18 protein-coding genes and 1 pseudogene are annotated in these 24906 nt (G+C 61.0%); 11 read left to right on the forward strand and 8 right to left on the reverse strand.

The genetic code is table 11. The features are described 5' to 3' along the window. The 5 genes and pseudogenes from ACOOHD_RS00005 to ACOOHD_RS00025 form a co-directional block, all read right to left on the reverse strand. Positions 1–182 (reverse strand): annotated as a pseudogene (locus tag ACOOHD_RS00005) (HNH endonuclease); the annotation flags it as partial. Positions 183–563: 381 nt separating this feature from the next. Then, positions 564–1880, reverse strand: a complete 1317-nt coding sequence (locus tag ACOOHD_RS00010) for a Gfo/Idh/MocA family protein (RefSeq protein ID WP_420457646.1) — start codon at positions 1878–1880, stop codon at positions 564–566. 144 nt (positions 1881–2024) lie between these two features. Then, positions 2025–2918 (reverse strand): formylglycine-generating enzyme family protein, encoded by an 894-nt coding sequence (locus tag ACOOHD_RS00015; RefSeq protein WP_420457647.1) that lies wholly within the window; start codon positions 2916–2918, stop codon positions 2025–2027. 5 nt (positions 2919–2923) lie between these two features. Then, complete coding sequence (locus ACOOHD_RS00020; protein WP_420457648.1) at positions 2924–3217, reverse strand: HigA family addiction module antitoxin; 294 nt, start codon at positions 3215–3217, stop codon at positions 2924–2926. Between the two features lie 53 nt (positions 3218–3270). Beyond that, positions 3271–4173: a helix-turn-helix domain-containing protein gene (locus ACOOHD_RS00025; protein WP_420457649.1), complete on the reverse strand. Its 903-nt coding sequence runs from the start codon at positions 4171–4173 to the stop codon at positions 3271–3273. Positions 4174–4367: 194 nt separating this feature from the next. Here ACOOHD_RS00025 and ACOOHD_RS00030 point away from each other — a divergent pair, with 194 nt between their 5' ends. From ACOOHD_RS00030 to ACOOHD_RS00075, 10 genes are read left to right on the forward strand one after another with little or no spacing between them, the layout of a single operon-like run. After that, complete coding sequence (locus ACOOHD_RS00030) at positions 4368–7364, forward strand: SusC/RagA family TonB-linked outer membrane protein (protein ID WP_420457650.1); 2997 nt, start codon at positions 4368–4370, stop codon at positions 7362–7364. A 21-nt stretch (positions 7365–7385) separates the two neighbouring features. Further along, positions 7386–9059, forward strand: a complete 1674-nt coding sequence (locus ACOOHD_RS00035; protein ID WP_420457651.1) for a RagB/SusD family nutrient uptake outer membrane protein — start codon at positions 7386–7388, stop codon at positions 9057–9059. Next, on the forward strand, positions 9049–10485 hold the full coding sequence (locus tag ACOOHD_RS00040) for a hypothetical protein (RefSeq protein ID WP_420457652.1): 1437 nt from the start codon (positions 9049–9051) through the stop codon (positions 10483–10485). The genes ACOOHD_RS00035 and ACOOHD_RS00040 overlap by 11 nt, the downstream gene beginning before the upstream one ends. Further along, on the forward strand, positions 10486–12168 hold the full coding sequence (locus ACOOHD_RS00045; protein ID WP_420457653.1) for a sodium:solute symporter family transporter: 1683 nt from the start codon (positions 10486–10488) through the stop codon (positions 12166–12168). Continuing rightward, positions 12165–13580: a glucuronate isomerase gene (gene uxaC, locus ACOOHD_RS00050; RefSeq protein WP_420457654.1), complete on the forward strand. Its 1416-nt coding sequence runs from the start codon at positions 12165–12167 to the stop codon at positions 13578–13580. Before ACOOHD_RS00045 ends, uxaC begins: the two co-directional genes overlap by 4 nt. Further along, on the forward strand, positions 13570–14418 hold the full coding sequence (locus ACOOHD_RS00055; RefSeq protein ID WP_420457655.1) for an SDR family NAD(P)-dependent oxidoreductase: 849 nt from the start codon (positions 13570–13572) through the stop codon (positions 14416–14418). The genes uxaC and ACOOHD_RS00055 overlap by 11 nt, the downstream gene beginning before the upstream one ends. 10 nt (positions 14419–14428) lie before the next feature. Then, entirely contained in the window at positions 14429–15172 is a 744-nt protein-coding gene (locus ACOOHD_RS00060) for an RraA family protein (RefSeq protein ID WP_420457656.1), read from the forward strand. Next, positions 15173–16165: a mannonate dehydratase gene (locus ACOOHD_RS00065; protein WP_420457657.1), complete on the forward strand. Its 993-nt coding sequence runs from the start codon at positions 15173–15175 to the stop codon at positions 16163–16165. It abuts the gene before it with no gap. A 6-nt stretch (positions 16166–16171) separates the two neighbouring features. Further along, positions 16172–18235, forward strand: coding sequence for a glycosyl hydrolase 115 family protein (locus tag ACOOHD_RS00070; protein WP_420457658.1), 2064 nt, complete (start codon positions 16172–16174; stop codon positions 18233–18235). 9 nt (positions 18236–18244) lie between these two features. Beyond that, a complete protein-coding gene (locus tag ACOOHD_RS00075) occupies positions 18245–20215 on the forward strand; it encodes an alpha-galactosidase (protein WP_420457659.1) in 1971 nt (656 codons plus the stop codon). Between the two features lie 198 nt (positions 20216–20413). Here the strand turns inward: ACOOHD_RS00075 and ACOOHD_RS00080 are convergent, their stop codons facing one another. Both ACOOHD_RS00080 and ACOOHD_RS00085 read right to left on the reverse strand, forming a co-directional pair. Further along, the gene (locus ACOOHD_RS00080; protein ID WP_420457660.1) at positions 20414–20854 is read right to left on the reverse strand and encodes an Hsp20/alpha crystallin family protein; all 441 of its coding nucleotides are present in this window, start codon (positions 20852–20854) and stop codon (positions 20414–20416) included. A 126-nt stretch (positions 20855–20980) separates the two neighbouring features. Next, the gene (locus tag ACOOHD_RS00085) at positions 20981–22150 is read right to left on the reverse strand and encodes a hypothetical protein (protein ID WP_420457661.1); all 1170 of its coding nucleotides are present in this window, start codon (positions 22148–22150) and stop codon (positions 20981–20983) included. A gap of 49 nt (positions 22151–22199) precedes the next feature. On the opposite strand from ACOOHD_RS00085, the gene ACOOHD_RS00090 reads away from it, so the two are divergent. Next, positions 22200–24092, forward strand: coding sequence for an AAA domain-containing protein (locus tag ACOOHD_RS00090; protein ID WP_420457662.1), 1893 nt, complete (start codon positions 22200–22202; stop codon positions 24090–24092). 13 nt (positions 24093–24105) lie between these two features. On the opposite strand, the gene ACOOHD_RS00095 is transcribed toward ACOOHD_RS00090, so the two are convergent. Further along, the coding region (locus ACOOHD_RS00095) for a hypothetical protein (protein WP_420457663.1) at positions 24106–24906 on the reverse strand (801 nt) is incomplete at its 5' end.

Below are 24906 nucleotides of genomic sequence, written 5' to 3' on the forward strand. Positions count from 1 at the left end.
AGGTCTAGAATTTTCCTGCGTTCGATGAGTCGGGATACGTCATTCATACTTAAAACTTGGACGGTGGCTTGACCGATTTCGGTCAGGGGCACGGTCTCTACATCTTGCCAGGCGAAGTGATCGATCCAAGTATCTTTTCGTGGATGATAAAGGCGAATGAGCTTGTCACTGCCGGCTAACATAGTTTCTACATTGCTTCCCTTGGCGCGGTTACAGGGCGGGCAACTATAGGCTAGGTTGTTCAGCGTACTTAACCCTCAACCCCCTAAGCGTTCAAGTGCTTCTAGACGGCGGGCCACGCGCATGATGTGCTCTACGACCATGAAATAGTCTAGTTCCCGCTCTTCGTCAGCACTTAGATCGCGTGCGCTCTGGCTGTAAAGCAAATCTGAAAGACGTTCCTCTGTTTCTACGCTAGGTCGATAGGCTAGCACTTCCTCGGGGCTGGGAAAGGAAGTGATGAACCTTATCACTGAGTCTACCGGACGTTCGGCTAACATAGGTTTGTATTTCGGCTACTGATTCAACGTACTTACCCAAGTGGAGGTTAACTTTTGCTTGGCTCACATCACCCGCGTTTCCCCCGGCACCGGCACGGGGTAATACCCACTCTCCAGCGGCAAGATGGGCGGCGGGGCGTCGAAGGCGTAGACAGCTGGTGAGAGATCGAGCTCGGAAGCCAGGGCGGTCTCCCAGTCCACTACCTGCCCGGAGTAGGTGGCCATGCGGCCCATGATGGCGGTCATAGTGGCGTGGGCGGCGTTTTCGGCATCGGCGTACTTATACTCGCCATCGGCTACGGCCCTAAATAGCAAATCGTGCTCCAACTGGTAGGGGTTGGGGTCTTTGCGGTCGTCGCGATCCAGGAGGGCGTAGCCGCCGGGAGTAAGGAGCTTGCCGGGGGCGGGGGCGCTGCCGTTAGTGCCCTGAAACTCCTCCGTAACCTTAGTCGAGCAGCCTTCCCAGTGGCGACACTGACTGATCATCCGGCTGCCGTCGGCGTAGGTGTACTCCACGAAGTGGTGGTCGAAGATCTCTCCGTGCTCCTTACCGGTGCGCATGTGGCGGCCGCCGTAGCCGGAGGCCGTCTGGGGGGTATCCTGCTTGACCCAGTTACCGACGTCCAGATTGTGAATGTGCTGCTCGTTGATGTGGTCGCCGCAGAGCCAGTTGAAGTAGTACCAGTTGCGCATCTGGTACTCCATTTCGGTCTGTTGGGGTTCGCGGGGACGCACCCACACCCCGCCGCTATTCCAGTAGACGTAGCTGGTGGTAATGTCGCCGATAGCGCCGTTCTGAAGCATATCGATCCAGCCGTCGGTGTAGGCCTTCTGATAGTGGCGCTGGAGGCCGACCACTACGTTGAGCTTCTTGGCCTTCGCCTCTTCGGCCGCAGCCAGCACACGACGCACCCCGGGGGCATCTACGGCCACGGGTTTTTCCATAAATATCTGCTTGTCCGCCGCCACGGCCGCCTCGAAGTGGATGGGGCGGAAACCCGGGGGTGTAGCGATCAGGACTACGTCGCAGAGGGGAACAACTTTTTCGTACGCGTCGAAGCCGACGAACTTATTCTCCTCCGCCACGTCGAGCCGGGCGGCGTCCATTTCGTTTTCCTCCAACTGGGTTTGGATGCCGGTATAGGCTTTATCGAGCCGGTCGCGAAAGGCATCGCCCATCGCCACCAGTTTGACGTTTTGCTCGGTGCTAAGCGCCTGAAAAGCTGCTCCCGTGCCGCGCCCACCGCAGCCGATGAGGCCGATGCGGATGACGTCGTCGACGGAGGAATGCACCTTAGCGGCCAGCTCGGGGGTGATGGCCAGGCCGGCGGCGGCCAGGGCGGTGGTGCGTTGGAGGAAGGAACGGCGGTTGATGGGCATGATCGGGGGGTTGCTCGTCGGCCGAATGCCTCGCGTTGCGAGGTTCGTCCGCCGAGGTTGTGAAAGAATAACTCGGCGGACGAACTTTCGCTAGCGCCGCGGGCGCTAGCGAAAGAATTCGGCCGACGAGAAGCCGACGAGCGACTAGTCGACAATCGACTCGGCAAAAAAGGTACGCACTTCTTCCGAACTAGGCTGCTTTTTCGGCGAAACCAGTCGAAAACCCAGGAAGGCACTATCCACATTCCACCAGATACTCTTGGGGATTTGCGGGTCACGGGCCTGCCAGCGCGGGCTCGATTTTTCGCGGGCGCGGCAGCCGGCCTCGGCCGTGGGCGTATCGAAGGAGCCGCCGCGCACGGTGCGGGAGTGCTTACCGTCGGGGCGCATCCAGGGGTCCTGTCCGTCACCGGTGCGGTCGGCGTAGTCCTCGTAGTACTCGTCGAGCGTCCACTCGCTGACGTTGCCGAGCATGTCGTAGAGTCCCCAGGCGTTGGGAGTTTTTTCGCCGGTTTTGTGGTAGGTCTCCTCGCCGTTTTCGAGCAGCCAGGCCAGGTCGGGCAGGTCGGCGGGGTCGGGCTCCTCACCGGCCAGGCAGGCGTACTCCCACTCGGCCTCGGTGGGTAGGCGGAAGAAGCGGCCGGTCTTTTCGTACAGCCACTCGCAGTAACGCAGCGCGGCCTGCTGAGTAGTATTTACTTGAGGGTAGCCGCCGCGGGTGCCCATGCCGTAGGTCAGGTCGAGGTAGGGCGGAGAGGGGCGGGCCCAGCCGTCGGCGTCCCAGTCTTCGCTAGCAGCTAGGGGAGTATCATTATCGCGCACCTGGAATACCCGGTAGGCCTCGTGGGTCACTTCGTGGCTGGAGATGGCGAAGGGGGAGAGTCTTACCTTTTTCCCCTCGATGGTGTGCACGCCTCCCTCTAGCGGGACCATGGTGAAGCTGACCTCGGTACCGGGCAGGCGTACAGTGTCCACTTGGGCGGGGAGCGCGGGTGCTAGGTAGATCGCAAGGCAGAGGAGAAGATTATGGCGTATCATGAGCACTAATCTACCGATAAGGCCTTAATCAATGCGAGCTCAGTTCCTTTCGCTTCAGCCTCTTCCTCCAGATCATAATCATCCTGTAGCCCAAGCCAGAACTTGGCGGAGGTGCCAAAGTACTTACTTAGGCGGAGCGCGGTATCCGCGGTGATCCGTCGCTTGCCGGATAAAATAGTGCTAATTCTGGTCTGAGGAATACCGAGGTCCTTAGCCAGGCGGTAAGCTGACAGGCTAAGCGGTACTAAAAATTCTTCGCGGAGCACCTCTCCGGGGTGGATATTTGGTAATCGTTCCATGTTAATGATTGTCTATGAGCCTCAGCCACCGTCACCGAGTAAGGTATCGCTTGTCAGCTTAACGCTCTAACGGGTTGGTCGGCGGTAGCACCGTGGCGGCGGTACTGGCGCGGAGTACGGCCCATGGTGCGCTTAAACAGACGGTTGAAGTTGGATAGATTGTTAAAGCCGGAGGCGAAGCAGACCTCTCCGATGGGCTGGTTGTGCGACAAGAGCAGCTTGCAGGCATGAGAGACGCGGAGCTCGGTCAGGAACTGCACGAAGGTCTTCTGGGTGGCACCCTTGAAGAAGCGACAAAAGGCCTTCTCGGACATGTTGGCTACGGCGGCCACCTCTGGTAGGGGAAGGGGGCGGAGGTAGTGTTTGAGCATGTAATCGCTTACCTCACGCAGGCGCTGGGAGGAGGCATCGGTGAGCAGTTTCCGGTACCCTAGGGTAGAGAGGGGGTAGTACTCTTCGGTAGTCGCCAGCAGTTCCAGCAACTGGAGCAGTAGGATGATCCGTTTACTCCCCTTCGTAGCGGTGATGCGGTGCAAAATTTTGCCGGCCTGGTCGCGGGTTGCGGCAAGAAACCGGATACCGTGCTGGGCGCGCTCGATCAGTTTTTTGATGGGCCGAAACTCCGAGAGCTCGAAGGCATCGCCCAGTAGATCGGGGACGAACTGGGTGAGGATGAGCTCGGCATAGACCTCCTCACGCCCTTCGAAGTAGCGCGCATCGCTGCGCCAGAAGTGGGGCACGTCGGAACCCACCAGCACCAAATCGCCGGAAAAGAAGGGTTCGATGCTATCGCCCACGAAGCGGGTACCGTCACCCCGTATCACGTACAGCAATTCCAGCTCGCGGTGGTAGTGCCAGTTGTTGTACAGGTGGGGTACGCGGGCAAAGCGATTGAGGAAGGATTGGTGGGCGGATTTGGTCTGCTTATGTAGCAGAATGGGTGTTTTCAATAGCATTTAACCGGTGAATGGACCCCGTAGGGGCAGTATGTGGTACGATCGTATCGCTTTTGGTGAAAATAGCGGGAAAATTTGACAAATACGGTCAATACATTTGCTAGCGGAATAAAACGGTGATTAATAGGCTAATTGCCGAATTTAGTTTTAAGCTCCCGTTGATCACGCTCACAATAGGTTGTCAAACTACTGATATGAAGCTGCTGCTAACTCTAGTAATTGTTCTCGTCTCGTCCTGTCTCTTGCTGGCCCAGGATGGTGAGTCAATCCCGATTACCGGCACCGTCACGGGCCCCGACGGAGAGACCCTTATCGGTGCTACCGTGCGGGTAGCCGGTACGACGCAGGGGACGGTCACCGATGTAGACGGTAACTTCTCACTCTCGGCCGCCCCCGACGCCCTCCTAGCTATCAGCTATACGGGTTATGGAGACATTGAGGTAGGCGTCAATAATCGCAGTGTTATTGACATCGTCCTGGAGGAAGGAGCGGCTGACCTACAGGAGATCGTGGTGGTGGGCTACGGTACGCAGCGGCGGCGCGACCTGACGGGGGCCATTGCGTCGGCACCGCTGGATGCGTTCCGCGAGGCCCCGAACACTAATATATTACAATCGCTCAATGGTACCGTGCCGGGACTCAACGTGGGCCAGTCGGCTACGGCCGGGGAAGACGCGGGGATCAACATCCGCGGACAGAACTCCATCAACGGCAACACCAGTCCGCTCATCGTGCTTGACGGCATCGTGTACCGGGGCCGGGTATCGGACATCAACCCCAACGACATCCAGAGCGTCGACGTACTCAAGGACGCTAGTAGCAAGGCCATCTACGGCGCGCAGGCGGCCAACGGCGTGCTCATCATCACCACGAAGCAGGGCCGTAGCAGTCGTAAGCCCACCATTACCTACACCGGTAACTACACTACGCAGAACCCAACTAAAGATCGGCGACTGCTCAGTCGGGAAGAATACCTACAGGCCGCACACAACGTTGACTTCATGAACGCTTACCAGGAGCCGGGCTTCACCCAACCAAACCCCGACTTCGATCAGGAAACCGATATCCCCTTCTTCGGGCCCCTGCTTACCGGTCTACAGGACGGGACCGACTTCGACTGGCTCGGGGCCTCCCGGCAGAACGGGTACATCACCGATCACATCTTAAGTGTCAGCGGCGGCGGGGAGCGTACTAACTATTTTATTTCCGGCGGCTATACCGACCAGCAGGGTATCGTGCTTAACGATAACTACAACCGCAAGACGGTGCGGGTGAATTTGGACGTGGAAGTAACCGACTGGCTCACGCTGGGTGTGAATAGCTTCGGCACCTTTGCCGACTACAGCGGTGACAGTCCGAATATCGGGCAGGTGGATCAGTTCAGCCCCCTGGCCCGACCTCGCGACGAGACGGGTGAGTTCGTCATTAATCCGCTGGGGGACAACACCACCAATCCGTTACTGGCCAGCACCGCCGACGATGCTGACTACCGCAACCGGCTGCTGGGTATCTTCTTTAGCTCCATCGACGTGCCCTTCGTGCCGGGGCTGAACTACCGCATCAACTTTAGCAACAACTATGGATTCTTTAGCCGGCGCAACTCCAACCGCTTCGATGGCGGCCTTAGTGGGGCGGCCTTTAAAAACACCGCTTCGAATTACGACTGGACCTTTGATAACATCCTCACCTACGATATCCCCCTACCGGGCCCCCACGACGTAAAGGTGACCGCGCTGGTGGGCCGCAACCGTATTCGCAACGAACGTACGGAAGCCCGTGGAGTAGGCTACACTAATCTGGGACTTTCCTTCAATGATCTCGGCCAGGCCGGCCAGCAGTTCATCGAGTCGGAGGCCTACGAGGAGAGCTATTCCTACCAGATGGGGCGGGTGGCTTATGAGTTTAAGGATAAGTACCTGCTTAATGCCACCGTGCGGCGCGACGGCTTCAGTGGCTTCGCGGCCAACAACCGCTCGGCAGTATTTCCTTCTTTCGGCGTGGGGTGGGTCCTCAGTGAGGAAGGGTTTATGGCGGGGACAACCGCGGTAGACTTTCTCAAGCTACGGGCCAGCTACGGCATCAGTGGAAACCTAACGCAGCGCTATAGTTCCCAGGCCCGCATCTTCGCCGGGGAGGACAACCGCTACATCTTCGGCGATGGTAGCCAGACGCTTAATGGGCAAGGCCTCAGCAGCCTGGCGAACCCTGACCTGAAGTGGGAGCGTACGGCGGGTACGAACGTGGGGATGGATTTCAGTCTGGTAGACAGCCGCTTGTCCGGTAGCCTGGACTACTACACCAGCACTACCACCGACTTACTGTTCGACCTGGTTTTACCGGGGATCACCGGCTTCACCTCCATTACCTCCAACGTGGGAGAGGTAAGTAACAACGGCATCGAGCTGATCCTGAATGCCGCCCCCGTACGTGGCGAGCGCTTTCGCTGGGATATTGGGTTCAACATTGCCCGCAACCGCAACGAGATCGTGAGTCTGCTTGGGTTTGATAATGACGAGGACGGTAGGGAAGACGACCTTGTTGCCTCGGGTCTATTTATTGGTGAGCCCATCCAAACCATCTTCAACTACGAAATCGACGGCATCTACCAGATCGGTGACGACATTCCGGACGGCTACGCAGTAGGTACCTACCGGCTACGTGACCAGGATGGAGATGGGGAGATAACACCCGCTGACCGCACCAACATCGGCAATGAGGAGCCTGCGTACAGCTTCGGCATCCGCAATACCCTGAGCTACGGGGACTTCACCCTGCGGTTTTTTATCAATTCCGTGCAGGGGGGCAGTAACAGCTACCTGGGTGCCAACGAGCCACTGGGTCAGCTTACCCCCGGCATCGCCCAAAACCAGAACTGGTACGCCGATATCGACTACTGGTCGCCCTTTAATACCGGAGCTACCTACCGGCTGCCGGGTACGAATACCCCCTTTGGCGGTACCCACTACTTCGCCCGCAGCTTTGTCCGCCTACAGGATATTAGTCTCGCCTACACCCTCAATCGTACACTCTCCGACCGCCTTGGTCTGGGTAGCTTCAAAGTGTTCGTATCGGGTAAGAACCTGGTGACGCTGACCGACTGGGAGGGGTGGGACCCGGAAACCAACAGCGGTCTGAATGACTCCCGGCCGCTGCTCGGCGGCTTCTCCTTCGGGGTTGACGTCTCCTTTTAACCTCCCTTAAGCTCGATTATCATGCCCACTACTAAGTACCTACTATTATTTTTAGTGCTGACCGTAGCTGCTACCGGCTGTAACGAAGAAGAATTCCTCGAAGAACGGCCACTAAGCTTTTTTAACCCCGATAATAGCTTCGAAAACTTCGACCAGTTCGAGAGCTCGCTCTACGACCTGTACGCCCGGGTGCGTACGACGCACTACAGCGAAGACGACTTCAGCTACGCCCACCACTACGGGACGGATATGATGAAGGACGCGCGGCTGTCCAACTCGGTAGGGCGAATCGGCGACTATACCAGCGCCTTTAACCCCACTTCCGGCCTCGTGAACTGGCACTGGGAGCGGTGGTATAAGATCGTCTCCTCGGTGAACTTCATCCTGAACCAACTGGAAGCATCCGATCTAACGGCCGACCAGGTCACGCTGATTCAGGCCGAGAGCCGGCTGTTCCGGGGGCTAGCCTACCGCTACCTCGTGTATCTCTACGGTGACGTGCCGCTCTACCTCGATGCCATCAGCTCACCCCGCACTGATTTCACCCGGGCTCCCCGTGCCGATGTCCTCGCCCAAATCATCGACGACCTGAGTTTTGCCCGCGACAACCTACCCGGCATTACCGAAGTGCCCGACGGACGGCTGCACGCATTAGTAGCTCAGCAATTGCTGGCCGAGACCTACATCACCACCGGGCAGAATGATCTGGCCATCGCCGCCGCCACCGCCGTAATCGACGACCCGGCCACCGCCCTGATGACGGAGCGCTTTGGCATCACCGCGGGCGTGGACAGCTTCGACGTGTACTACGACCTGTTCCGCAAGGGTAGCCAAAACCGCAGCGGCGGTAATACCGAAGCCATCTGGGTGGCGCAGATAGAAACGGATATACCGGGTGGGCTACTCACCAGCACCGGGGGCATTAGCGGTAACCGCTTCGAGCGCTTCCATGCCCCGGCGGTCTTCACCCTCAACGATCCTGACGGCAACTCGGGCATGCTAAGTTGGGTAGGTGATCTCAACGGCGGGGGACGGGGGGTGAGTTTCATGCAACCCACCGACTGGTTCGAAAACGATCTCTGGGCAAGCGACTTTGACAACGACATCCGCAACGCTAACCACAACTACCGACGCACCATCATGTATAACGATCCCTCCTCGGCCTTCTTCGGTCAGAGTGCCATCGAGTTTCCGGGCACGGTGATCCAGTCCAGCGACTGGCGCTTTTACCCCTGGCTCACCAAGGTTACTACACCGATGAACCATCCGCCGGCCCTGTACGCCGATCCGTCCATCTTTTTGCTTACCGCCAACGCCGGGGCGACCTACACCGACCAGTACTACATGCGCCTCGCCGAAACCTACCTGCTACGGGCAGAGGCCCACCTGGCGGCCGGAAATGCTCAGGCCGCAGCCGACGACATCAACGTGGTCCGTGGCCGAGCCCAGGCTACCCCGGTGGAGGCCGGCGACGTAACGCTTGACTATATCCTGGACGAACGGGCCCGCGAGCTCAGCCTGGAGGAGCAACGGCGTATAACCCTACACCGCACGGGCAAACTCGTCGAGCGGGTACGCCTGTACAACGACCACAACGGCGACGAAATTCAGGACTACAACGCCCTGTGGCCCATCCCCCTACGCGAGATTGAGGCCAACACTACCGGAAATCTACCCCAGAACGATGGTTACTAGAGTCCTCGGCCTTGCCCTTCTCAGTTTGCTCTGCACCCGCGCCCCCGCCCAGGACACCCTGCCGCAGTGGGAAGAAGTGAGTATCAACCTACCCTTCTTGACTACGCTACGCCCCGTTACCACCCACGAGGTAACGGGCTACCCCTGGAGCGTCGGCGGCGAAACCATGGACCGCGACTACACCCTGTACGACAACTGGAAGGAGTATGTGGAGCCGCTGGGCATTACTCAGATCCGGCTACAGTCGGGTTGGGCCAAAACGGAGAAGGTGAAGGGGGAGTACGACTTTGCCTGGCTCGACCACATCGTGCGTGACCTGGTGGAACGGGGAGTCAAACCCTGGCTTTCGCTGAGCTATGGTAATGAGCTCTACCGCGGGGGTGGCGGTATACGGCTGAGCGGTGCCCTGCCCAGTAGCGGAGAGGCCTACCAGGCCTGGCAGGATTACGTGCGTGCCACAGTAGATCGCTACGCCGATATAGTCGACACCTGGGAAGTGTGGAACGAGCCCAACAATTCCTGGAAGGGCGACCGCAGTAAAAACCGACCCGTAGACTACTCCAGACTGCTCGTTGCTACGGGCGACATCATCCGCGAGCGCCAGCCGGAGGCTACCATCATCGCCTTCGCGGTGAGTGGAGTCGACGCCGACTACGTGGGGCAGGGCCTGGCCGAACTACAGCGGCAGGATAAGCTCGGCCTAGTGGACCTGGTCGCCTACCACCCCTACTCGCGGAACCCCGACGACCAGGACCTCGCCGTGGAGCGGCTGCGCGATACCGTGGCCACGTACAGCGACCGCATCGACCTCTACCAGGGCGAGAATGGCGCCCCCTCGGAGTACCGGAAGACCAAGGCACTACGCGGCTACGAATGGACCGAACTGAGCCAGGCCAAGTGGTTCCTACGCCGTGCCCTCAACGATCGCGCCCACGGCATCGGCACCAACGTCTTTAGCATCGTGGACCTGCAGTACCCCGACGAGATCAACCGCAAGGGGCTCCTGCTGACGAACGACAACAAGGAGGTGGTGCGCCCCAAGCACGCCTACTACGCCGTGCAGCATATGGTCAGTGTTTTTGATGGGGAGGTGCGGCTAATGGACACCCTGCGCTACACCGAGGATACCTACCACGGGCTGCAGGTCCATGGCTTCGAACGGGACGGGGCGCCGGTGGTAGCCCTGTGGTTCAGTGACAACGTGCCCAGTGACCACAACGGCACCACGGCGGTCGATTTCACCTTTACCGATTTGGCCTTCGACGAGCCGGTGTACGTCGACCTGCGCACCGGCGTGGTGTACGATATCTCTAAAAACTACCACCGCCGCACGGATGCCGGCCACGAATTCTACGATCTACCGGTCTACGACTCCCCCCTGCTGATCGCCGAGCGCAGCGCCATCTCATCCGTCACCGCCCGCTAGATGATCGCTATCCTTCAGACGCTGGACTACGTCGCCATCGGCGTGTACATGGTGATCATGGCGGGCATGGGCCTGAGCCTGGGGTACTTCGTCAAGGACGTGGCCGACTACTTTAGGGGGGGTAGTGCCATTCCCTGGTACGTGGGGGGGATCAGCAACTTCATGAGTCTGTTTTCGGCCTTCGTCTTTGTGGCACACGCCGGTATCGCCTACGAGGACGGGCTGGTGGCGGTGACGGTCATTTGGTGTGCCGTGCCTGCGACCCTCATTGGGGCTTTTGTGTTTGCCAAGATTTGGCGTCGGGCGGGCATCAGTAGTCCGGTGGAGTTTCTGGAGGAGCGCTTCTCACCGGCCGTGCGGCAGTTGTTCAGCTGGGGCGGGCTGGGATTCCGGGTACTGGACAATATGGTGCGGCTGTACGCCATCGGGGTGTTTCTGTCGGCGGCTACACCACTGGGTCTGGATACGAGTATTCTGCTGGCGGGTATCGTGGTGGTGCTATATACGGTAGTCGGGGGCCTCTGGGCGGTGGTGATGACCGACGTGGTGCAGTTCGTGGTACTCATCACGGCTACGTTCTTGCTCGTACCGCTGTCGTACGGGGCGGCCGGCGGTTGGGCGGGCATCGAGGCGGCGCGGCCGGGGCACCTGAGCTTCTTCGGCGGGTCGCGGGGCGAGCTGCTTTTCCTGGCGGTGTACTACGTGATGTTCGCGATCAAGAATAATGGCAACTGGGCCTTTATCCAGCGGTTTTACAGTGTGCGCGATGAGGCGGCGGGGCGCAAGATGGGACTCCTTACCGCGGCACTGTTCTTCATCTTTCCGCCGCTGTGGCTATTGCCGCCATTGCTGGCGCCGGCCATCATTCCCGGGCTGGACAATCCGGAGATGGCCTACGTCGGGGTGGCCCTGCAACTGCTGCCGGCGGGCATCATGGGCATTATGCTGGCGGCCATGTTTGCGGCTACGATGTCGAGCCTGGACTCGGAGTACAATGTGATGGCCAGCGTGGTGACCAAGGACATTTACCAGCGCATCTTTCGCCCCGACGCTACGCCCCACGAGCTGATGCGTTCGGCGCGCTACGCGACCCTGCTGGTGGGGGGGCTCATCATTACCGGGGCACTATTTGTGGAGCGCTTCGGGGGGGCGTTCGAGGCCAGTAAGCTGTTTACGGGGCTTTTTGCCATTCCGCTGGTGATCCCGATCGTGCTGGGGGTGCTGATTCCGCGAGCTACGGCTACGGGGGCTACGGCTTCCTTACTGGCGGGGGTGGCTACGGGACTTACCTTCAACGCGCTCCCGCAGGTAAGTTGGGAGGCGGCTACGGGGCTGACCATCGTGGTGTGTACGATCATCTTTCTCGCTTCCGTCTTTCTTCCGCAGGACAGGGGGGCGCGTGCGCGGGTGCAACGCTTCTTCGAGCAGCTGCGAACTCCGGTAGCCGCAGCCGAGAAACCGAACATCGAGCCCGACTTCCAACGTATGCTATTACTGCTGTTCGTCATTGCGCTGGCCTGCGTAGGGGCACTCTTCGTAGTGATGAGCGCACCGAGCTGGGAACAGGGGAGTGGCCTGATGGCCCTGGCCGGTGGTGGGGGCTGTCTGCTGCTGGCGTGTTTGCTCTACCTGCTGTACCGCCGCTTGCCCCGGGGCGTCGCCACGCAAAACCTAGACCTATGAGCCTGATCCACCCCGATTTTCTCCTGCACAACGCAGTGGGGCGCAGGCTCTTCCACGAGATAGCCAGTCAGTTTCCTATTATAGACTACCACAACCACCTCGACCCTACGATGCTGGCCGACAACCGGGCGTTCACCGACCTGACCGAACTATGGATCAATCCCGACCCCTATAAGCACCGGGCTATGCGCATCCATGGCATTCCCGAGCGGGGGATTACGGGGGAGGCGACCAACCGCGAGAAATTCGAGAACTGGGCCGCTACGGTACCCGCCACTTGGGGCAATCCCCTCTTCCACTGGAATGCCCTGGAGCTACAGCGTCACTTCGGTATCGATACCGTCCTTACCCCCGCCACCGCCGGGGAAATCTGGGACCGAGCCACGGATCAGCTTGGTGACGAACGCTTCCGTCCGCTGCGTATCCTCAATGACCTGGGGGTGATTACGGTGTGCACCTCCGATGATTTGCTCAGCGACGTGAGCCGGCACCGGCGGGCCACCCGCCAGCGGATGGTCGACGTATATCCCTCCCTGCGCGGAGATAGCATCGTCGATGTCACCTCAGCTAGCTTCCATGGTTGGTTGAACGAACTATCTGCGGCCACCAACCTCGAGATCACCGATCTGGAGAGCTACCTAGCCGCCGTCGACCGCCGGCTCGATGCCTTTGCCGCGGCCGGCTGCGTACTGGCCGACCACGCACTTGATTCCGGCTTTCACTTTACCGAGCCCAGCGAGCAGCGAGCAGCAAAAAGCTTTCTGGCTATCCTTCATGGTGAGGTACCCGCGGAAGATTGGGAGCGCAACCTGCGCGACTACCTCCTCGTAGCCCTCGGGCGGCGGTACGCTGACCGCGGCTGGGGGCTGCAACTGCACGTCGGGGCGCAGCGCCGTACCAGCGCCCGCCTACGGAAGCTGGCCGGCGGCGCGGGCGGTTACGCCAGTATCGGAAGTCCCGCAGACATCACCAGCATTGCTGCTCTCCTCGATACCATCGAGCGGGGTGGGGGGCTGCCCGATATTATCCTCTATACCCTTAATCCGGCCGACAACGCCGCCTTCGGCAGCCTCACCGGCTCCTTTGCCGAAGACGGCCGCCCGGGAAAGGTGCAATTCGGCCCCGCCTGGTGGTACAACGACCAGCTCAGTGGTATCCGCGAACACCTGGATACGGTAGCCAGCTACGGGCTGCTCCACCACTGGATCGGTATGACCACCGACAGCCGGAGCCTACTCTCTTTCTGCCGCCACGAATACTTCCGCCGCATCCTCTGTAACCTGCTTGGCGAGTGGGTGCAGCGTGAACGCCTCCCGCCCGATGGCCCCTGGCTCGATGCGGCCGTCATGAACATCTGCTATAGCAACGCCCGTCGCTGGCTCGCCAATAAAACCCCTACCCATGCCCAATAAGAAATGGAATAATAAGGTCGCCGTAGTCACCGGTGCCGGTGGTACCCTCTGCTCGGAGATGGCCCGGCAGTTGGCCGCAGACGGCGCCCGTGTCGTACTGCTTGGCCGCACCCGTGAAAAACTCGAATCCACCGCAGCCGACATCCGCAGCGCCGGTGGACAATGTGCCATTGCCCAGGCCGACGTCACGGACGAAGCCGCCGTACGGGCAGCCGTAGAAACTACCCTGACCGCCTACGGTCAGGTCGACTTCCTCATCAACGGAGCCGGTGGCAACCAGGCCGCGGCCGTCACCACCGTCAATACCTACGACCCGGCCGAGCTCAACGGCCGCGACGATGGACAGACCCGCGGCTTCTTCAACCTCGACATGGACACCTTCTGCCGCGTGCTGGAGGTCAACACCATGGGTACGGTCATTCCCTGCCATGCCTTCGGCCGCGTGATGGCCGAACGGGGCAGCGGGGCCATCATCAATATCGCCAGCATGAACAGCTTCCGACCCCTGAGCCGGGTGGGAGCCTACGGCATGGCAAAGGCCGGCGTGGCCAATTTCACCCAGTGGCTGGCTACTTACCTGGCTCCGGCCGGCGTGCGCGTCAACGCCATCGCCCCGGGCTTTTTCCTCAACGACCGCAGCCGCAAGCTCCTCCTGACCGAGGAAGGCTACAGCCCCCGCGGCGAGAGCATCATTCGCCAAACCCCCATGAAACGCTTCGGCGAGGCCCCCGAGCTCATCGGCTGCATGAACTGGCTGCTGGACGACGAGGCGGCTGGCTTCATGACCGGCGTCACCATCCCCGTAGACGGCGGCTTTCTGGCGGATTCTGGAGTTTAAACTTGAAGCAATGAGTACGGAACAGTACAGAAAAGAGGTCGGTATGATGAATCTCGAGCGCCTCATCGAGGCCCGTGAGGACGTGCCGGAAGTGACCTTCCCCATCCCTGACGAAGAACTACTCCACCGCTACGAGCAACTCTACACCGGGGCCATTAATGATGTGCTACGCGAGTTCACCCTGCTCGACCAGGCCCTGCCGCACCGCATCCGCCCCCTGCGCGAGTACCGGACCGTAGCCGGCTTCGCCTTCACCGTCAAGAGCGCCCCCAGCACCCTGGTCAGTGGGGAGATGGGCTTTCGTACCAGGATGCTCGACGCCATGCACGCCGGCGCCTTCGTACTCTACGATACCAGCGGCGACGAGGAAAGCACCTCCTGGGGTGGCGTCATGACCGCTACGGCGAAGGGCAAGGGCATCCGCGCCGCGGCCATCGACGGGGGTATCCGCGACACCCACCAGATCGTGGGGGCTGACTTCCCCGTCTGGTATAAGTACCGCTCTAGCAACGGAAGCCTGGGCCGCTGCCTCATCACTCACTTCCAGATCCCGATCCAGATTGGCCGCGTCTTCATTCGTCCCGGCGATGTGGTGGTCGGCGACGTAGACGGCGTGCTCGTAGTACCCCGTGCCGTAGCCTATGACGTACTGACCCGCGCCGAGGAGATCCGCGAGAACGAGAAGAAGATCTTTGGCTGGGTAGCCGAGGGGGAATCGGCCCAGGACATCATGGACAAGGGCGGCTACTTCTAGATGATCTTCTCCGCCCTACTTCCCGCTACCCGAGACGACCGTAAGTGGTCTCTAGCCGCCCAGGTAGGCGTACGGCAGATCATCACCAAGGCCGCCAGCGACCTGAGCGGACTGCCGCCGCCCTATAGCTACCGGGCGCTAGAAACCATCGTAGGGCGCTTTCGGAAGGCCGGCTTCTCGGTCTACGGACTGGAGGGCGATCAGTTCGACATGCAGCCCATCAAACTCGGTACTGGAGGGCGCGACGAGGCCATCGATCACTACCGGCAGTTGCTGCGTAACATGGGCCGCCTCGGCATCCGCTTGCACTGCTACAACTTCATGGCCAGCCTAGGGTGGTACCGCACGCGAGTGGACGTGCCGGCGCGGGGCGGGGCACAGGTAAGTGAATTCCGGCTAACCGATGTGGGTGAGGACCTTGCCCCCGAGCTGTGCATTACCGAAGACCGCCTCTGGCAAAACCTACTCTACTTTCTCGACGCCGTGCTTCCGGTAGCCGAGGAAGAGGGCATTCAACTGGCACTTCATCCCGATGACCCGCCCCTGAGTCCCCTAAGGGGCGTGGGGCGCATCCTTACCAGTGCCGCCGCATTCGACCGGGTGCTGGCCCACCGCGATAGCCCCAGCAACGGACTCACCTTCTGCCAGGCCACCTTTCGGGCGATGGGGGAAGACCTGGTAAAAATTAGTACCCCCTGGCTCCGGTCCGGTAAGGTCCATTTTCTCCACCTACGTGATATCGAGGGTGCTTCCCATGACTTCCGTGAGACCTTTCACGATAATGGCCCCACCGATATGGTCGCTATGCTGCGGCATTATCACGCCCACGGCTTCGACGGTCCGCTGCGACCGGATCATGCGCCGGCCATGTACGGGGAGGTCCAGGGGCCCTTTGCCAGCAGCACCTCGGTGGGGTACGAGATGACCGGAAAAATTTTCGCCCTGGGTTACCTGCGGGGCATTTGCGAAGCCAGCGGTATTGCCGTCAACTGATCGATCATGAACTACCTTCCGTATCTTATACTACTCATACTCGGCTTGTCCTGCTCCGGCCCGTCCGACTTCCCTCTAGGCGGGGACGCAGGTGCAAGTATCTTCCTACCGTCCACAGCCGCCCCCTACCTCCGACTGGCCGCGGAAGACCTGGCGGGCGACGTGGAGAAGATCACCGGACGCCGGCCTACGATCACCGCCGATCGTGCCGCCTGTGAGCCCTGCATTGCCCTCGCGCGCGACACCAGTAGCACCGAACACCCCGAGCGGTTCCATGTGGATATTACCGGTCAGGAGGTTACCATTCGTGGCACCAGCGACCGCGCCCTGATGCACGGCGTATACTACCTGGCCGAGCACCAGCTGGGGGTGGACCCCCTGTACTTCTGGAGCGGACTGGAGCCGGAACGGCGGGCCGACCTTACGCTAGCACCCATGAGCTACGATAGTGGGGAACCCGATTTTGACTTCCGCGGCTGGTTTATCAATGACGAGGACCTACTCACGGAGTGGATGGACAGCGGCGGGAAGCGCAACATCCGTTACCGCTACTACGGCGACGTGGTCAACTCCGAGGCCATGGCCCACGTGGTCGAGGCTGCTGTGCGCCTGCGGTTTAACCTCATTATCCCCGCCAGTTTCCTGGACATTGGCAACCCGCCGGAAAAAGCACTGGTCGACGAGGCCGCCCGCCGCGGGTTGTACCTGTCCATGCACCACATCGAGCCCCTGGGGGTGAGTGCCTTTACCTACGAGAACTACTGGGCGGAGCGGGGGGAGGAGCCGCTCTTCAGTTACTATAGCGAACCGGATAAAGTAGAAGAGGTGTGGCGGCACTACGCGGGGTTGTGGGCCGAATATCCGAACGTAATCTGGCAGGTAGGACTACGGGGCTTTGGCGACCGCCCGATGTGGATGGCCGACCCTGGGGTGCCGCAGTCCGACGCCGACCGGGCCGGTATCATCTCCGACGCCATGGCCCGGCAGCAGGAGATCGTCACCGAGGTCACCGGGGAGGACCGGCCCCTCATGACCACCACGCTCTGGGCCGAGGGTTCCTACTTCAACGAGCGGGGGCTACTGGACATTCCGGAGGACGTCATCACCGTTTTTGCCGATAACAACTCCGGCTGGTACTGGCAGGCCGATTTCTACGATACGGAGCGGGAGGCCGGTCGTAAGTACGGCGTCTACTACCACCACCAACTCTGGGGCTGGGGGCCGCACCTGGCGCAGGCCATTCCACCCTGGCAGACCGGTAAGGTGATGCGCGAGGCCTATACGCATGGTGCCAACGACTACGCGATCATGAATGTGTCGAATATCCGGGAGTTCCTGCCGGGCCTGACCGCCTCCGCAAAGATGCTCTGGTCGATGGAGGACTTCGACGGCCACGACTTCCTAGCCCGTTGGTCTAGTAACCGCTTTGCCGAGGCCGCCGAAGCGGTCACGGAGGCTTACACCGCCTACTACGACGGCTATGCCCTCTTCGGGGAGCAGCAAATGCCGGGCTTCCTGGACGGGCAATCGAAGTACAAGGGTGAAGGCATCCTGCGCAGTATCGAACGCATCGCCAAGGAGGGGTACACGCCACCGGCTCCCCAAACGGCAAGTAAGGATGGTCAGCCAGATCCATTTCACGCTGCCCTCGGGGGTGCCAGTGGCGTGGGCACAACCCCGGCCGATACCCTGCTCTACCGCCTGCGTGAGCAGCTCGCGGCCTTCGAGCGGGCGGATAGTCTGACGGGACTCGCGCTAACCCAGTTAGCCGGAGTCGAACGCCAACTGCTGGTCGATAACCTACAGGCCCACATACGCATTCAGCTGGCCATCGGTCACTGGCTAGAGGCCGTGATGCAGGCCGAGGCGGCCGCCCGGGAGAATAAATTAACTACCGCCGCTGAGCTACTAAATCGAGCGGAGCGCGAACTAGCCACGGCCGCCGACGCCAAGGCTACAGCCGCCCACGGCAAGTGGGAACACTGGTACCGCGGAGACCGAAAGATGAACCTGCCCGGTCTGCGGGAGCGTACCGAGGAGGTAGCCCGCCAGATCGCCCCAAGCAGCTAACTTTACTCCATGCACCGCCAACTCTCTTTCATCTTCGGCCTCGTACTGACCACCCTCCAGCTCCCGGCCAGCGACACCCTCCTCGTACTCGACAACGGTACCGGTCGCTTTGAATTTGAAACTCGGCAGGGTAGGGTGTACCTGCACCGCATCACCGATCTGCGGCACGACCACTCGCTTACCTTCGATACCACGGAGTCCCTGTTCGACTGGCCGGAGGGGGCCACCGTGCGCTTGGAGGAGATTTACCAACAACGCATCCCCGCCACCGCCTACCGCCCGGCCCACATCCTGTTACGCCTCACCCAGACTAGCGAAGCGGATACCCTGGAACGCACCTTCCGCCTCTTCGACGGGGTAGTCGCCCTACAGTGCGAACAGCAACTTGTGGGTTCGACTACGCAACGCAATGCATCCATCCTTACCGATGCCAACGGAGTAGAAACAGCCACGGAAGCGGGCGGGGCCGCAGGTGCGGCATTCAACGCAAGGCTCCCCGGCCGCCACTGGCAACTGCGCACGGTTCGTTTCACCGACCAGACCGATGGAAACAACGACCTGGTACAAACCGACGAGCACCTGCTCTTCAACACCACTACCCGCACCAGGGGTAATCTATTAATAGCCCGCAATAAGCTTACCGATCAAGGGGTGTGGCTGCTTAAAGAATCCCCCCTGGGCGAAAGCCAGCTCGACGATCCGGGCTACGACTTCGCCTTCAGTTTCGACCGGCTGAGTGTGGCGGGCCACCGGTACGGCTTTTCTATTGGGCTTTGCACCCGCGACCCCGCCCTGGAGTCCCTGCGTGCCTACCAGCTGGCCAGCTACCGCTACCGGCCGGAGCGCGACGGGATGGTGCTGATGAATACCTGGGGCGACCGTGGTCAGGATGGTAAAGTGAACGAGGTCTTCGTACTACGCGAACTCGAAATTGCCGCCGGACTGGGCATCACCCACTTTCAGATCGACGACGGGTGGCAGGCAGGACTGTCCAGAAACTCTGCCTCCGCAGCCGGTAACCGCTGGGGCTACTGGGAAACCGCAGACTGGCTGCCGCATCCCGAGCGCTTTCCCAACGGTCTCGCCCCGGTAGTCGAACGCGCCCGCGAGCTCGGTATGGAGATCGGCCTCTGGTTCAACGCCAGCCGCGAGGACGACTACGCCGCCTGGCAGCGCGACGCCGCCATACTGATCGGCCTCTACAACGACTACGGCATCCGTACCTTCAAAATGGACGGGGTGGACCTGCCTACGGACCGCAGCGACCGCAACTTTCGCCGTCTACTCGACGCGGTGCGTGCAGGCACCGATGGCCGGGTCGTGTTCAACCTCGACGTCACCGCCGGACAGCGCGGCGGCTACTTCTACCTCACCGACTACGGCAACGTATTCCTCGAAAACCGCTACACCGACTGGGGCAAGTACTACCCCCACTGGACGCTGCGCAACCTGTGGCAGCTCGCCCACTACCTGCCCCCCGCCCGCCTACAGATCGAGTTCCTCAATCCCCGGCGCAATCCCGATAAATACCCCGTCGGCGATCCACTTGCTCCCGCCAGCTACAACCTTGCCTACCTCTTTGCCACCACCGCCGTTGCCCAGCCTCTGGCCTGGATGGAGGGCAGCAACCTCAGCCTGGAGGACCAGCGCGACAGCATCATTCACCACTTCCGGCCCTATATCCAAGACCTCCACACTGGCACCACCCTACCCATCGGCGAAGAGCCCGACGGCACCGCCTGGACCGGCTTTCGCACCGCCACCAGCGATAGCACCGGACTGCTACTAGTATTTCGTGAGTACAATGACCGGGAAAACGCACACCTCGTCACGGGGCTGCCCCCCGAGCGCGAAGTCACCCTTCTACCCCTGATTGGTCACGGCAAAAATGCCACACTGACGGTAAGTCCAGCAGGCGAGCTACCCCTCAGCCTACCCCTACCCCGCTCCTTCGCCCTCTACCATTATACCCTTCAGTAACACCTACCCAGCCTCCCGCAGCACCGCTAGGTGCTGGCCTCTGATTACCTTCACTATCCCGACCGCTCTGTGAGACCTCCGTGAAGCCCTCCGTGGGGCCCCACTAGGGGACTCTGTGGTGAAATTACCCCCCTTCCAAACAAAAACGGCGGACATCCCCAAAAGGACATCCGCCGTCATCAACCCAAGCAACTCAATCTAAGCCACCTGGATCTGCCGGGCCGGCTTCTCCTTCGCCTCCTCCCGCTTCGGGATATTCAGCCGCAGGATACCGTCCTCGTACGTAGCCTGGATGTTCGCATCGTCCACTACCTGATTATTCAGGTTAAAGGAGCGCTGGAAAGACTGGTAGCTGAACTCGCGGCGGGAATACTTACCATCCTCGTCCTGCTCGTTGCTCTCGCTGCTCATCTCGCTACGGATGGTGAGCATGTTGTTATCGAGCTGGATGTCGAAATCGTCCTTCTTCATGCCGGGGGCAGCCATCTCGACGACGAACTCATCGCCCGTCTCCTTCACGTTGACGGAGGGTAGGGTAGTGGTGTTACTGCTGTAGTTGCGGTTGCGCCACTCAAAGAGATTGTTCCAGTCGTCGTCCAGGAAACGCGACATGGCGGGAATCAAACTATTGGTTCTCATGCTGTAGTGTTTAATAGGGTGTAAAATGAAATTACCACCCATAAAACAGCAACTTTCGTGCACTAAGTTCACAAACTGTCAATCTTTCAGAAATACTGAAAAAATTGCGGGCGGGGCCGCGGGTGCCTACGTTTCGCCGCTAGCAAAGAGCACGTTTCGCACCACGGAGCGGGAATCGGCTGAGCCGCCCAGGGAGCCGGAAAGAATGCCCACCGCCGCCAAAAAAAGCACCAGCCGCAGGTGGGCCCCGGCGGTCGAGCCGTCCTGATCGGAGGTCCAGGTACGCATCAGGGGGTCGGGAAAAACAAAAACCACCACGCCGTACATCAGGAGCGCAAAGACGAGGAAAAGAAAGGCCAGCGTAAGCACCAGCGCCAGGTAGGTAGCTCCGGCTGTCACCACCGCGCTCTCCGACGTGTTACCGTGGCGGGTGGCGACCAGGCGAAAGGAGAAGGCCCGGTAGAGCACGAAGGTCGCCGCCACGAAACTAGCCCCCACGAAGACCGCGAGCTGGCCGGCAGAAACGGAGGCGGCAAAGTCCCAGGTCTCGCCCCCGAAGATGAGTACGATGATGACCGATAGGGCCGTAGCGATCATGGTCGGTAGCTTGGTGGCGATGCGGATGGGGTTGGCACTAAAGGCACCGCGCACGATGCGGGGCAGGTTGGTGGCGGTCTGCCGGAGCACGAAGGCCAGTCGGTTGCCCGCCGAAAAACGGTCGTTGGCCTCCAGGGGTAGGTTATGGGCCATGCGGTCGAACTGAGTGTCGGTGAAACGGTCCATCGCGTCCAGGTCATGGGGTACCTCGATGCGGGCCATGTAGTTGGACTCGTCCGGCTGGTAATCTAGGTTCAGCAGCCGGCCGAAGCAATGTAGCATGAGGGTGCCGAGCCGCTCGCTCATCAGGTCTGTATTTTCTAGCTCCTCGGAGCCGTAGTCGGCCAGGCGGCGGGTGGAAATGATGGCCACGTTGGTGAGCTGGGAGGGGAGGGCTAGCAGGTACGACAGGGAGGCGGCCGCGATCTCCACCTCCGTGACGATGAGCAGAAAGGCCATCCTGCGCTCCGTTTTTTCGTTGATGCCGATCTGTACGAAGTCCAGGGCATTGTAGCCGCTGTCGTCGGGGGTGAGCGGCGGGCCGTCGAAGGTCAGCGACTCGATGCGCAGGCGGGGCTCCCGCTCCAGCACCTCGGTGAAGCGACGGGTAGCCTGACGGGTGAGCAGGCTAAGGGCGCGGGCGTCGTGGCCCGCTACGTCGACCTTCATGATGCCGAGGGGGATGTCGGTAGAGCTCATACCCGCAAGGTAGCCCTCCCCTACCTTCGCCGCTGATTATAATAGCCCCATGACCGACTCCCAGACCGCCGAACTCACCCGCCTGCGCCAGCTCATCGACCTCGAACGGCAGGAGGAGCGCCGGCTGCACCTAGAAGTGATTCAGGCCATGCCCCTGGTGCAGCGCGTAGCGAAGGGCTATAGTTGGTACCCCCTCCAGGTGATCAAGGAGGGCTACGGTATCGGCGAGCGTCCCTTCGTGGTAGTAACGCGGGAGGGGGAGGAAGCCCACCAGTTTCGGGCCGGCACCTCGGTGAACCTCTTTACGACCCAGCAGGACGCCCGCTCGCCCCAGCGCTCCGGTGTGATCCAGTACGTGAAGAAGGAAAAGATGAAGATCATCCTGGGCGGCGATGAACACCCGAGCTGGCTGCAACGGGGCGGGGTAGGGGTAGACCTGATGTTCGACGAGCGCACCTACATCGAGATGGATAAGGCCGTGCAGCGACTGGAGACCGCCCGCGGTGACCGCACGGCCGAGCTGCGCGACGTGATCATGGGCGTGCGCGAGCCGGAGTACCGTCCGGTGGCCGCCGAATCGGTGGCGCACCTAACGCAACTAAACGATAGCCAGCGGGAGGCGGTGCGGGAGATACTCGGAGCCAGCCACCTGAGTCTGATCCACGGTCCCCCGGGCACGGGCAAGACCACCACCCTGGTAGCCGCCGTGGGCGAACTGGTCAAAACGGAAAACGCCATCCTCTTCTGCGCCCCCAGCAACAGCGCGGCCGATTTGGTCACCCTGCGCATGGCCGAGCAGGGGATTCGCGTGGTGCGCACCGGTAATATCAGTCGGGTGGAGGAGGACGTCATGGCCCATACCCTGGAGGTGCAGGTGGCCCGTCATCCGGATACGAAGCAGGTCAAAAAACTGCGGAAGGAGGCCGCCGATCTGCGCAAGAAAGCCAAGCGGATGCGCGGCGGCCGCGACAAGGGCATAACCTTCGCCGAGGCCGGCCGGCTGAGCGGCTGGGCCCGGCAGCTGGAGGACCACCTGCTGAGCTACATCCTGGATGCGGCCGACGTGGTCGTGTGTACGCTCGTAGGCGCAGCCAGCTCCATCCTGGGCGACCGGGAGTTCAAAACCTGCATCATCGACGAGGCGGCTCAGGCGCTGGAGCCGGCCAGCTGGATCCCGATCATCCGCAGCAACCGCGTGGTGCTGGCCGGGGACCCCTACCAACTCCCCCCCACGGTAAAGAGCAAGGATGCCGAGCGGGGCGGCTTCGGCGTGACCCTGCTCGAAAAGACCCTGGAACGGCACGGACGCAACGCCCTGCTTGAGGTACAGTACCGCATGAACGAGCGCATCATGGGTTTCAGCAACCAGTACTTCTACGACGGTAAGCTGCGCGCCGGTCCCGGTATTGCGGAGCGTACGCTACCGGGGGTGAGCCTACAGGAGAGTGTGGTCTTCATCGACACGGCCGGCACCGGCTTTGAAGAAAAGTTGCACCCCCAGTTCAAAAGCCGCTACAACGATGGCGAGCTGGACATCCTGGTCGAGCACCTGCTGCTCCTCAAGGGCAGCATCCCGCCCGAGGAGCCACTGCCCGCCGTAGCCATCATCACCCCCTACCGCGAGCAAGCCGTACGCGCCGAGGACCGCATCGAGTCCGTCCCTGTCCTAACCAATCTGGATATTACCATCAATACCGTCGACGGCTTCCAAGGCCGGGAACGGGAGGTAGTTTATCTCAGTCTAGTGCGCTCAAACACCCGCTCCGAGATCGGCTTCTTGGCCGACTACCGGCGCATGAACGTCGCCCTCACCCGGGCCAAGGTGCAGCTGGTGGTGATTGGGGACAGCGCTACAATCGGGGGGGATGCCTTTTTTGCGGGCTTTCTCAGTTACGTGGAGCGGGCGGGGACCTACCAGACGGCCTGGGAGTACATGGGTTGATCAATCAAGGGGTCTAGTACGTGCAGAGGCTGCGGAGCATCGTTTCGCCCGGCAGGAAGCCGAGTCGGTAGCTGCGTTCCAGGTCACCGCAGCCATTTGCGTAGTTGTTGAGGAGGATATGCGCCAACCCCCGGTTGTAGTACAGCTCGGGCCAGTGCGCACCGCTGAGTACGGCATCGTCGTAGTACTGCACGGCGGTCATCAGGTCCTGGCGCAGCAGGGCCAGGTTACCGAGCATCAGATCACCCCACTGCCGGGTGTGCTCCGCGGCCGAGCGGTCGAGTAGCTCGTTCATGTTGCGGTGCTCCCCCCGTGTTTTGAGCTGAAGAAAGGTGATGGCGGGGTCGTCCTCGCCCGCCTCGGCAAGCTGGTCTAGTTGTCGCTGCCGGTGCCGGCCGAGGTCCGTCTCCGTGCGCACCCCCGTCAGAAATTCCCCGCCCTGGTAGCGGTCGTCAAACCAGTCGTCGGGGTAGAGCGCAATGAACTCCAGCAGAGAGAAACTGCCCCGCGCGAGATAGAAGCGGGCCGCCTCGGGGTTCAGGCGAAGGGCCCGCTGCCGGTCACGTTGCGCCTCCGGCTGCCGGCCCAGCCGCTCGAGTAGAGTAGCCCGCTCGGTGAGCGCGGCTATCCAGTCGGGCTGCCGCGTGAGCAGCGCATCGAAGGCGATGATAGCCTCTTCCGTACGACCGAATCGCACGAACTGCCTGATCTGGGCTAATTCCGCCACCGGCAGGTCGGCGATGGTAGCGTGACGAACCTCCTGCACCGCGGGCAGGTCGGACTGTGCCAGCACCGAAAAAGGGAGAGGCCCCGC

It is taken from the genome of Neolewinella sp. (assembly GCF_965214665.1).
In the GTDB taxonomy this organism is placed as follows: Bacteria; Bacteroidota; Bacteroidia; order Chitinophagales; family Saprospiraceae; genus Neolewinella.

Coding starts and splice junctions, on each gene's coding strand:
- ACOOHD_RS00010 (WP_420457646.1), bottom strand. CDS start 1,880: ATGCCCATCAACCGCCGTTCCTTCCTCCAACGCACCACCGCCCTGGCC.
- ACOOHD_RS00015 (WP_420457647.1), bottom strand. CDS start 2,918: ATGATACGCCATAATCTTCTCCTCTGCCTTGCGATCTACCTAGCACCC.
- ACOOHD_RS00020 (WP_420457648.1), bottom strand. CDS start 3,217: ATGGAACGATTACCAAATATCCACCCCGGAGAGGTGCTCCGCGAAGAA.
- ACOOHD_RS00025 (WP_420457649.1), bottom strand. CDS start 4,173: ATGCTATTGAAAACACCCATTCTGCTACATAAGCAGACCAAATCCGCC.
- ACOOHD_RS00030 (WP_420457650.1), top strand. CDS start 4,368: ATGAAGCTGCTGCTAACTCTAGTAATTGTTCTCGTCTCGTCCTGTCTC.
- ACOOHD_RS00035 (WP_420457651.1), top strand. CDS start 7,386: ATGCCCACTACTAAGTACCTACTATTATTTTTAGTGCTGACCGTAGCT.
- ACOOHD_RS00040 (WP_420457652.1), top strand. CDS start 9,049: ATGGTTACTAGAGTCCTCGGCCTTGCCCTTCTCAGTTTGCTCTGCACC.
- ACOOHD_RS00045 (WP_420457653.1), top strand. CDS start 10,486: ATGATCGCTATCCTTCAGACGCTGGACTACGTCGCCATCGGCGTGTAC.
- uxaC (WP_420457654.1), top strand. CDS start 12,165: ATGAGCCTGATCCACCCCGATTTTCTCCTGCACAACGCAGTGGGGCGC.
- ACOOHD_RS00055 (WP_420457655.1), top strand. CDS start 13,570: ATGCCCAATAAGAAATGGAATAATAAGGTCGCCGTAGTCACCGGTGCC.
- ACOOHD_RS00060 (WP_420457656.1), top strand. CDS start 14,429: ATGAGTACGGAACAGTACAGAAAAGAGGTCGGTATGATGAATCTCGAG.
- ACOOHD_RS00065 (WP_420457657.1), top strand. CDS start 15,173: ATGATCTTCTCCGCCCTACTTCCCGCTACCCGAGACGACCGTAAGTGG.
- ACOOHD_RS00070 (WP_420457658.1), top strand. CDS start 16,172: ATGAACTACCTTCCGTATCTTATACTACTCATACTCGGCTTGTCCTGC.
- ACOOHD_RS00075 (WP_420457659.1), top strand. CDS start 18,245: ATGCACCGCCAACTCTCTTTCATCTTCGGCCTCGTACTGACCACCCTC.
- ACOOHD_RS00080 (WP_420457660.1), bottom strand. CDS start 20,854: ATGAGAACCAATAGTTTGATTCCCGCCATGTCGCGTTTCCTGGACGAC.
- ACOOHD_RS00085 (WP_420457661.1), bottom strand. CDS start 22,150: ATGAGCTCTACCGACATCCCCCTCGGCATCATGAAGGTCGACGTAGCG.
- ACOOHD_RS00090 (WP_420457662.1), top strand. CDS start 22,200: ATGACCGACTCCCAGACCGCCGAACTCACCCGCCTGCGCCAGCTCATC.